Origin of the sequence: Modicisalibacter ilicicola DSM 19980 (assembly GCF_900128925.1) — a bacterium.
Classification (GTDB): Bacteria; Pseudomonadota; Gammaproteobacteria; order Pseudomonadales; family Halomonadaceae; genus Modicisalibacter; species Modicisalibacter ilicicola.
On the sequence record NZ_FQUJ01000040.1, the window covers coordinates 1 to 1,342 of the forward strand.

Here is a 1,342-nt window from a genome sequence, read left to right on the forward strand (position 1 = left end):
TGCGCCGTCGGTTAAGGAGGTGATCCAGCCGCAGGTTCCCCTACGGCTACCTTGTTACGACTTCACCCCAGTCATGAACCACACCGTGGTGATCGCCCTCCGAAGTTAGGCTAACCACTTCTGGTGCAGTCCACTCCCATGGTGTGACGGGCGGTGTGTACAAGGCCCGGGAACGTATTCACCGTGACATTCTGATTCACGATTACTAGCGATTCCGACTTCACGGAGTCGAGTTGCAGACTCCGATCCGGACTGAGGCCGGCTTTCTGGGATTCGCTCCACGTCGCCGTCTTGCGTCCCTTTGTACCGGCCATTGTAGCACGTGTGTAGCCCTACCCGTAAGGGCCATGATGACTTGACGTCGTCCCCACCTTCCTCCGGTTTGTCACCGGCAGTCTCCCTAGAGTTCCCGGCCGAACCGCTGGCAAATAGGGATAGGGGTTGCGCTCGTTACGGGACTTAACCCAACATTTCACAACACGAGCTGACGACAGCCATGCAGCACCTGTCTCTGCGCTCCCGAAGGCACCCCAAGCTCTCGCTCGGGTTCGCAGGATGTCAAGGGTAGGTAAGGTTCTTCGCGTTGCATCGAATTAAACCACATGCTCCACCGCTTGTGCGGGCCCCCGTCAATTCATTTGAGTTTTAACCTTGCGGCCGTACTCCCCAGGCGGTCGACTTATCGCGTTAACTGCGCCACTAAGAACTCAAGGCTCCCAACGGCTAGTCGACATCGTTTACGGCGTGGACTACCAGGGTATCTAATCCTGTTTGCTACCCACGCTTTCGCACCTCAGTGTCAGTGTCAGGCCAGAAGGCCGCCTTCGCCACCGGTATTCCTCCCGATCTCTACGCATTTCACCGCTACACCGGGAATTCTACCTTCCTCTCCTGCACTCTAGCCGCCCAGTTCCGGATGCCATTCCCAGGTTGAGCCCGGGGCTTTCACACCCGGCTTGAGCGACCACCTACGCGCGCTTTACGCCCAGTAATTCCGATTAACGCTTGCACCCTCCGTATTACCGCGGCTGCTGGCACGGAGTTAGCCGGTGCTTCTTCTGTGGGTGATGTCGTCCGTACCGGGTATTCGCCGGCACGCCTTCTTCCCCACTGAAAGTGCTTTACAACCCGAAAGCCTTCTTCACACACGCGGCATGGCTGGATCAGGCTTGCGCCCATTGTCCAATATTCCCCACTGCTGCCTCCCGTAGGAGTTCGGGCCGTGTCTCAGTCCCGATGTGGCTGATCATCCTCTCAGACCAGCTACGGATCGTCGCCTTGGTGAGCCGTTACCTCACCAACCAGCTAATCCGACATAGGCTCATCCGATAGCGCGAGGTCC

Annotated in this window: 1 rRNA gene; it reads right to left on the reverse strand. The window is 57.9% G+C overall.

The annotated features are described in order from the left end of the window. Nucleotides 1-12: 12 nt before the first annotated feature. Nucleotides 13-1,342: ribosomal RNA gene (locus BUA41_RS18700) — 16S ribosomal RNA — on the reverse strand; the annotation flags it as partial.